General features: G+C 56.6%; 9 protein-coding genes. 5 read left to right on the top strand and 4 right to left on the bottom strand.

Annotated elements, in window-relative coordinates; genetic code table 11:
* Positions 1 to 159 precede the first annotated feature (159 nt).
* The gene (locus GSQ91_RS09885) at positions 160 to 1,428 is read left to right on the top strand and encodes a serine hydrolase (RefSeq protein WP_158821391.1); all 1,269 of its coding nucleotides are present in this window, start codon (positions 160 to 162) and stop codon (positions 1,426 to 1,428) included.
* A 60-nt stretch (positions 1,429 to 1,488) separates the two neighbouring features.
* Here the strand turns inward: GSQ91_RS09885 and GSQ91_RS09880 are convergent, their stop codons facing one another.
* Positions 1,489 to 2,421 carry a LysR family transcriptional regulator gene (locus GSQ91_RS09880; RefSeq protein ID WP_158821390.1) on the bottom strand — a complete coding sequence of 311 codons (933 nt, stop codon included), beginning with the start codon at positions 2,419 to 2,421 and terminating at the stop codon, positions 1,489 to 1,491.
* 118 nt (positions 2,422 to 2,539) lie between these two features.
* On the opposite strand from GSQ91_RS09880, the gene GSQ91_RS09875 reads away from it, so the two are divergent.
* The gene (locus tag GSQ91_RS09875; protein WP_158821389.1) at positions 2,540 to 2,917 is read left to right on the top strand and encodes a DoxX family protein; all 378 of its coding nucleotides are present in this window, start codon (positions 2,540 to 2,542) and stop codon (positions 2,915 to 2,917) included.
* Positions 2,918 to 2,974: 57 nt separating this feature from the next.
* Here GSQ91_RS09875 and arsB read toward each other — a convergent pair whose 3' ends face one another.
* Positions 2,975 to 4,057 (bottom strand): ACR3 family arsenite efflux transporter, encoded by a 1,083-nt coding sequence (gene arsB / locus GSQ91_RS09870; RefSeq protein WP_158821388.1) that lies wholly within the window; start codon positions 4,055 to 4,057, stop codon positions 2,975 to 2,977.
* Entirely contained in the window at positions 4,057 to 4,467 is a 411-nt protein-coding gene (locus GSQ91_RS09865) for a metalloregulator ArsR/SmtB family transcription factor (protein ID WP_158821387.1), read from the bottom strand. The genes arsB and GSQ91_RS09865 overlap by 1 nt, the downstream gene beginning before the upstream one ends.
* Before the next feature lie 77 nt (positions 4,468 to 4,544).
* On the opposite strand from GSQ91_RS09865, the gene arsM reads away from it, so the two are divergent.
* The 3 genes from arsM (at position 4,545) to GSQ91_RS09850 (ending at position 6,827) form a co-directional block, all read left to right on the top strand.
* Positions 4,545 to 5,426 carry an arsenite methyltransferase gene (gene arsM, locus GSQ91_RS09860; RefSeq protein WP_158821386.1) on the top strand — a complete coding sequence of 294 codons (882 nt, stop codon included), beginning with the start codon at positions 4,545 to 4,547 and terminating at the stop codon, positions 5,424 to 5,426.
* Between the two features lie 10 nt (positions 5,427 to 5,436).
* The gene (locus GSQ91_RS09855) at positions 5,437 to 5,835 is read left to right on the top strand and encodes an arsenate reductase ArsC (RefSeq protein WP_158821385.1); all 399 of its coding nucleotides are present in this window, start codon (positions 5,437 to 5,439) and stop codon (positions 5,833 to 5,835) included.
* A gap of 143 nt (positions 5,836 to 5,978) precedes the next feature.
* On the top strand, positions 5,979 to 6,827 hold the full coding sequence (locus tag GSQ91_RS09850; RefSeq protein WP_158821384.1) for an NAD(P)H-binding protein: 849 nt from the start codon (positions 5,979 to 5,981) through the stop codon (positions 6,825 to 6,827).
* Between the two features lie 72 nt (positions 6,828 to 6,899).
* On the opposite strand, the gene GSQ91_RS09845 is transcribed toward GSQ91_RS09850, so the two are convergent.
* Positions 6,900 to 7,049: a hypothetical protein gene (locus GSQ91_RS09845; protein WP_158821383.1), complete on the bottom strand. Its 150-nt coding sequence runs from the start codon at positions 7,047 to 7,049 to the stop codon at positions 6,900 to 6,902.
* Positions 7,050 to 7,096: the final 47 nt, after the last annotated feature.

The following is a 7,096-nucleotide window of genomic DNA, read 5'->3' as shown; positions in this document are numbered from 1 at the left end:
ACCCAGCGCGATTCCCGATAGCACGGGACTGAGAGGGATGCGACGCATGGGCATGGGGAATTGTAGCGTGGCTTGGCCATCAGGTGACGCTTGGCCGGAGTGCCCGAAAAGGCATTGCAGGCACTTGATGTGAGCCGAAAACTCGTAACATGATCCACGATGGCAAAAGACATGCGAGACATGCGCGTTCAGGGGAAGCCGGTGCGTGGTGGATCTTCACGCGCCAGGAAGATCGTGTTGTCCATTCTTTCTGTGGCCGTGTTGGGGATGGCCTTCTTGCTCGTCGGCAACCGCTTGCTCGTGCTCGTCACCGGCGGCAACCTCGGCGAGCTCCTTCGTGGAGAGAAATACGACAAGGCACTGCCTCCAGTCGCGGTTGGTGATCTCCAAGCCGTGCTCGACAAGGACATTGCGGGAGCGCTCAAGAACGGTGAGCTTGCCTCCTCGACCGGTGCGGGCGTCTCCGTCGCAGTGGTAGAACATGGAGTTTCCCGCGTCTTCAGTTACGGAACGGCAAAGCCAGATTCCATCTACGAGATTGGCTCCATCACCAAGACCTTTACCGGCCTCGTGCTGTCGCAGATGGTCGAGCAGGGTACGGTTCGCTTCGACGATCCGGTTCGCGAATTGCTGCCTTCGGGCTTAGTCCCTAAGCCTGAAGGAGGCGAAATTACTCTCCTCAGTCTAGCCACGCAGCACTCCGGCCTTCCGCGCCTGCCAGACAACTTCCACCCCGCTGATCCAACGAATCCCTATGCCGACTACCGACCTGCCGATCTCTACGCCTTCGTAGCCAAACACACCGTTGCCATGCCCGCTCAGACGGAGTATCTCTACAGCAATCTTGGCTTCGGCCTGCTTGGCCAGGCGCTGTCGAATCGCGTTGGCGTGCCGTATCCCACCCTGCTCGAACAAGAAGTTACTGGTCCCCTGGGGATGAGAGACACGGTCATATCGTTATCTCCCGAGCAACAGGCCCGATTCATTACGGGACACAAGAGCGACCATCAACCGGCTCATGCCTGGGACTGGGATGCTCTGGCGGGATGCGGAGCGATTCGGTCTACAGCATCAGACATGCTGGTGTACCTGCAAGCGAATCTGCATCCGGAGAATTTGAATCTGGCTACCGGCTCGTCCGCTGCCACTACCCTTCCGGCTGCTCTCATCCAATCTCACCAGCTGCGTGCCGACGGGGAAGGCGGAAGGATCGCTCTCGCCTGGCGCTATCAACCCGCAACGGGTGACTATTTACACCCTGGCGGAACCGGTGGATACAGTGCTTATGCCCTCTTCAATCCGAAGGGCGACTTTGCCGTCGTCGTCCTGTCAAACACAGCCGAGTCCTCTCCAACCTTCGCCGACCGTCTGAGACAACACATCAGGCAGAGATTAACCGGAGAACGGGCGACCTCGCTTGCCAACTGATAGAGTGACCATCCTGGCTCTATTTGATGGTGCGTGTTGCGCCGTCGGGCAGAAGTTTTTTCAACGTCCCGAAGCGGCCCCTTTGAGTTTGTAGGCATCGTTACAGTGTTTTCCCAAGAACTCCAACAAGACTCTCACCTTCGGTGAAGCGGCGAGCCGTGAAGGATGCAGGGCGTATAACTCAATCGGATCCGGCTCCCATTCCGGCAGTAGCCGCACCAGCCTCCGCTCTTTCAAATCAGGCCCGACTTCGGCTTGACCGAGCATCGCAATGCCCAAACCCTTCAGGGCTAGTTGGTGATGCACGGAGGGATCGGGTACGGCCACTCGTGCGACCACTTGAATCTCACGAACCTCACGTTCACGATGGAGACGCCACATGGCGTGGTCTCCTGATTCGCCCAGCGGGCCACAGCTGGACACAATGCAGGGATACTGCTGCAGATCGGAAGGGGATTGCGGCCGCCGATGTCGTTTGAGCAGTGCAGGACTTGCGTATAAGCCCAATCTCACCCGCATAAGAGGCTTGACCAGCCAGGCAGAATCTTCCAGCGGTCCAACCCGCACGACCAGATCGAAGCCCTCGTCGCTCTGCCGCTCTTTCGCGTGCAGCAGGTCGATGTGGACGCGTAGCTCCGGGTACAAGAGCAAGAACTCGTTCATCAACGGTTCAAGCACGAAGCGCGCGAACGCGACGGGTGCACCGATGCGCAGTTTTCCTTTGGGAGTGGCCATCATTGCGCCGATCGCAATATCTGCCTGTTCGGCCTCTTCGATCACTTTTTCGCAGTGGGTGAGATAAAGCCTGCCGGCTTCGGTAAGCCGGACGCTGCGCGTTGTGCGCTGGATCAGTTGAACATCCAGTCGCTTTTCCAGCCGGCTAATGGCGCGGCTGACAGATGACTTGGGAAGCTTGAGACGCTCGGCGGCCAACGTGAAACTCCTCGACTGAGCCACCAGGGCAAAGGTTTGAAGCTCGTTGAGATTCGTCATTGCTACCTCCCCGATCGTTCCACTGATGGAACAGTGTATTGCAAGCAGGTCGATTGTTGCATCGATACTCCTTCTCGTCTAGTCGAACCCAGCTGAAGTACGAGAGAGAGAAGAGGGAATGTATTTGATCGCTGGAGCAACAGGAGAGACCATTGGTTTGGTTGTAAGCGTGATTGGTGTGGCCCCGCAGTTTGTGGGCGGCATCCTGAACCTCACGAAGCACTCTGTAGCGGACAAGAATATCGATCACATAGGTTATCGTCGCGATCTTCAAACGCCTTTCGGCATCTGGGTGATTTTGATCGGGACGCTGACGCTGATCCCATCGACTGCGTTTTTGGGAGTGATTTTAGAAACAGCATGGATGGGAGGAGCCATTGCAGCTCACGTTCGAGTAAGGGATAACTATGTTCTTCAGTTGATCATTCCAATTTTGGTTTGGATTGGGTTTGGACTTCGCTATCAGGCTGAGATGCATCGTCTATTTGGTTTTTGATAGACAACGCGCTTGTAGTGAGTAATCGATCACTGGCGAGAAGATAACTTGTCGTTACTAATCAGCTCGCTGATACATTCGCCGTCTCATCCAGAACGCGACGTTCACCAGACCGATGAGTGCCGGGACTTCGATCAACGGTCCTACCACCCCGACAAACGCCTCCCCAGAGTTCAGGCCGAATACAGCGACCGCAACCGCAATTGCCAGCTCAAAGTTATTCCCGGCGGCAGTGAATGAGAGCGCGGCAGATTGTGCGTAGTCGGCCCCCAACCGTTTCCCCATCCAAAAACTAACCAGGAACATGAAGAGGAAGTAGATGACCAGCGGCACGGCGATCTTCACCACATCCAGCGGCAGACGCACGATCAAGCCGCCCTTCAGAGAAAACATCACAAGGATTGTGAACAGTAGCGCGATGAGAGTCAGCGGACTAATGCGCGGCACAAAGCTTATTCGATACCATTCCTCACCCTTGGCCCTGATGAGTGCATACCGGGTCAGAAAGCCCGCCACGAATGGCACTCCCAGATAGAGGCCTACACTCTTTGCAATCTGCTCGATCCCTATCTGCACAACGCTCCCCTGAAGCCCGAACCACTTGGGCAGCACGGTGAGGAATGCCCACGCATAGACGCTGTAGAAGAGCACCTGAAAGACGCTGTTGATGGCGACCAGGCCGGCGACGTAGTCTGTATCACCCTCCGCGAGCTCATTCCAGACCAGCACCATCGCAATGCATCGGGCGATGCCGATCAAGATCAATCCGCGCATATAGGACGGTTCTCCGCGCAGGAAGATCACGGCGAGAGCGAACATCAACGCCGGGCCGATAATCCAGTTCTGCACCAGCGACAGCCCCAGCACGCGTTTATTGCGGAAGACCTCGCCCAGCTTTTCATAGCGGACTTTTGCCAGCGGCGGGAACATCATCACGATGAGACCGATGGCTATGGGGATGTTCGTCGTGCCGGTCTGAAATCTATTCACGAAGGCAGCCGAGCCGGGAACAAAGTGCCCGATGCTCACGCCTGTCGCCATCGCAAGGAATATCCAGAGGGTGAGGAAACGGTCCAGGAAAGAGAGCTTCTTTCGTTGCGCCGGAGAGCATACACGGCCCTGTGTTGCTGTCGCGGTCATTAGCAAGCCCCGCAGCTTTGCGCAGAGACCGCAGCCGGCAACGGAGCACCATCCAGGTCGTACTTCGATGGCGCGCAGCAAGCCTTTGCGAGACGCGCCCGGTCCGTCTGCATTGCCTTGTCTTCGTTCAACCAGTCAAGCGTCTGCCGGAGAATCTGCGTTGCCCCGATGTGCGGCGGCATGACAATGCGGTAGTGCATCCACTTACCCTCGCGCCGTGCTGAAACGATGCCGGCATTTCGCAGATAGGCCAGATGCCGGGAGATCTTCGGCTGTGGGGCACCCAGAATCTCTACGAAGTAGCAGACGCAGACTTCCTGCTCGCCCATAAGGTTGAGTAGCCGGAGGCGGGTGTTATCCCCTAGTGCCTGAAAAAACTGCTGAATATCGAACTGAGCTTTGCGAGCCATGCTTTATGTATACGCCTTGACGAATATGTTTGCAATGAATATATTCACGTTGACGAATATGTCACCGAGGTGAGCACATGGCAGAAGAGATTCTTGATTCCGTTCGGTCGAAGTACGGCGCGGTCGCACAAAGTACGCTATCGAGCAACGATGACGGCGTAAAAGCTGTTGCGGAAGCCTTCGGCTATTCCGCAGAAGAACTAATATCTATTCCCGCAGAGGCAAACATGGGTTTGTCATGCGGCAATCCCACTGCCACTGCACACATAAAGCCTGGTGAGGTAGTTGTAGACCTCGGCTCAGGCGGCGGCCTCGATGTCTTTCTCGCTGCAAAGATGGTGGGACCGAAAGGCCGGGCAATCGGCATTGACATGACCCCTGCCATGATCGAACGGGCACGAGCGAACGCGGCCTCTGGTGGATACACCAACGTGGACTTTCATCAGTCCACCATCGATCGCATCCCACTACCGGATGCTTCGGTCGATTGCGTCATCTCGAATTGTGTCCTCAACCTTGCGCCGGATAAGCCTGCCGTCTTCCGGGAGATTGCCCGCGTGCTTAAGCCGGGCGGTCGCCTTGCCGTGAGTGACATCGCACTCAAGGGAGAGCTGCCGGAAGCCGTCGCTCGCAGTATGGCGGCCTATGTGGGGTGTATCGCGGGTGCTATCAGGATGGATGACTACCGCGCCGGGCTGCTCGCTGCCGGATTTGAGCACGTTGAAATCGTGGACAGCGGTGCAGACCTCAACGCTTACTCAAAGGTGGAGAATCAGTCCGGCTGCTGCTCCCCTGCAATGGTGGAGGGTTCGTGCTGCTCTCCTGCGCTAGATACAGATTCAACCTCGCTGCACGCGGAACTATCAGACCTTCTGAGCAAGTACGACGTGAACGCAGCGGCTGCGAGTGTAAAGGTATATGCCATCAAGCCAAAGGACAGCACCAACACCGCAGCATAGAGGAGGCATCATGCTCAGAGTAGTCTTCGCGTGCGTTCACAATGCAGGGCGCTCTCAGATGGCAGCGGCGTTCTTCAACAAGCTCGCAGATCCGAACAAGGCGCATGCCTTATCCGCAGGCACAGAACCGGGCGAGCGTGTCCATCCTGAAGTACAGGCGGTGATGCAGGAGATAGGCATTGACCTCAGCCACGCTAAACCCCAGAAGCTTACCGAGGAGTTAGCCAGGGAAGCCCAGCTTCTCATCACAATGGGATGCGGTGACAAGTGCCCCTATATCCCCGGCCTGCGCCGCGATGACTGGTCTCTGCGGGACCCGAAGGGACTGTCCGCAGAGGAAGTTCGGGAGATACGTGATGAGGTCAAGAGCCGCGTGCAAAACCTTCTCAGGCAAGAAGGGATCGATTAGTCCTCATTAGCGCGCTTGTGTCGACCGATCCCTCCGGATTGTTTCACTGTTGGAACAGTATGTTGCGAGCAGTTCGATTGTTGCATCAGCCCTCCTTCTCACCTAATCGAAGACAGCAGAAGTACGAGAGGGAGGAAAAGAAAATGTATTTAATCGTTGGAGCAACGGGAAATGTTGGAAGTGAAGTCGTAGGGCAGCTGCTGGCGGCGCAAAAGCAAGTGCGTGTCTTCACGCGGGATGCTTCGAAGGTCTCTCACCTGAAGGGTCCTATCGAGGTCGCAGTGGGCGACTTGATGCAGGCCGATACTTTCGCAAGAGCGGTCGCTGGAGTTGAGGGAGTCTTCCTGATGAATGGCCCCCTCGAAGGCGAAGCCTTTCGTCGCCTGATCGCTCAGGCAAAGGCATCCGGGAATCCGCGGGTTGTCTTTCTCTCGACCCTGTTTGCGGCGTATCCGGACTCACTCGTCGGCGAGCTGCACAAGGACAAGGAAGACGTTATCCGCGCATCAGGTCTCCCCCATAGCTTCGTGCGTGCTGGAAACTTTATGACGAACACGTTTCAGTGGCTTGAGACCATCAAGAGCGAAGGTGTGGTCTATAACGCCACGGGAGACGCAAAGACGGCACCCGTGGCACCTCAGGACATCGCCGCTGTGGCCGTTCAGGCGTTGACCAAACCCGATACCCCAGAGGGCTTCGAGGTTCTGGAGGTTACTGGAGGCGAACTGCTCACTGTGCCTGAACAGGCAGGCATTGTTTCGCGCGTGACGGGTCGGCCGATCCGGGTTGTGGAGATCAATAGCGAGCAGGCAGAACAGGGCCTCTTGAAAGCAGGATTACCTTCGTTTATGGCGAAAGCCGTAGCTGGCTGCTACGAGGAGATTCGTAACGGCAAGGTGGCATTCGTGCGTGATGCGGTCCAAAACGCAAAGGGGTCTTTGCCTGTGACCTATGCGGACTGGGTCGAATCGCAACGGACACAGCTCGCTTAATCCGCGTCATATTCTGGCCATGCGGGGCATCGTCATGGCCAGAATGTGGCGCCGTGTTCTCAGCAGGCAGTCTTACGTGGGCATGACTCCTGTGGTGGAGAGTGCCAGATCGCCGATTCGTTCATTGAACTGTGAACGGCAACCAGAACTCTGCCGCTCGCCAGTGAAGTCCTTTGAGAATCGAGAGAGAATCGCAGCGGAGAGTTTCGGAGGTGGTTTCATGGCACTTCTGGGGATTGACGATCATCCACTGGAACGTGCAGAATCTT

This window comes from Granulicella sp. S156 (genome assembly GCF_009766105.1).
Lineage (GTDB): Bacteria > Acidobacteriota > Terriglobia > Terriglobales > Acidobacteriaceae > Granulicella.
Note: the sequence above shows the minus strand (reverse complement) of the source record. Positions and strands in the feature narration are given on the sequence as shown.

What these genes read in the sequence shown, in the direction of transcription:
- GSQ91_RS09885 (WP_158821391.1), top strand. Translation starts at nt 160, where the DNA reads ATGGCAAAAGACATGCGAGACATGCGCGTTCAGGGGAAGCCGGTGCGT.
- GSQ91_RS09880 (WP_158821390.1), bottom strand. Translation starts at nt 2,421, where the DNA reads ATGACGAATCTCAACGAGCTTCAAACCTTTGCCCTGGTGGCTCAGTCG.
- GSQ91_RS09875 (WP_158821389.1), top strand. Translation starts at nt 2,540, where the DNA reads ATGTATTTGATCGCTGGAGCAACAGGAGAGACCATTGGTTTGGTTGTA.
- arsB (WP_158821388.1), bottom strand. Translation starts at nt 4,057, where the DNA reads ATGACCGCGACAGCAACACAGGGCCGTGTATGCTCTCCGGCGCAACGA.
- GSQ91_RS09865 (WP_158821387.1), bottom strand. Translation starts at nt 4,467, where the DNA reads ATGGCTCGCAAAGCTCAGTTCGATATTCAGCAGTTTTTTCAGGCACTA.
- arsM (WP_158821386.1), top strand. Translation starts at nt 4,545, where the DNA reads ATGGCAGAAGAGATTCTTGATTCCGTTCGGTCGAAGTACGGCGCGGTC.
- GSQ91_RS09855 (WP_158821385.1), top strand. Translation starts at nt 5,437, where the DNA reads ATGCTCAGAGTAGTCTTCGCGTGCGTTCACAATGCAGGGCGCTCTCAG.
- GSQ91_RS09850 (WP_158821384.1), top strand. Translation starts at nt 5,979, where the DNA reads ATGTATTTAATCGTTGGAGCAACGGGAAATGTTGGAAGTGAAGTCGTA.
- GSQ91_RS09845 (WP_158821383.1), bottom strand. Translation starts at nt 7,049, where the DNA reads ATGAAACCACCTCCGAAACTCTCCGCTGCGATTCTCTCTCGATTCTCA.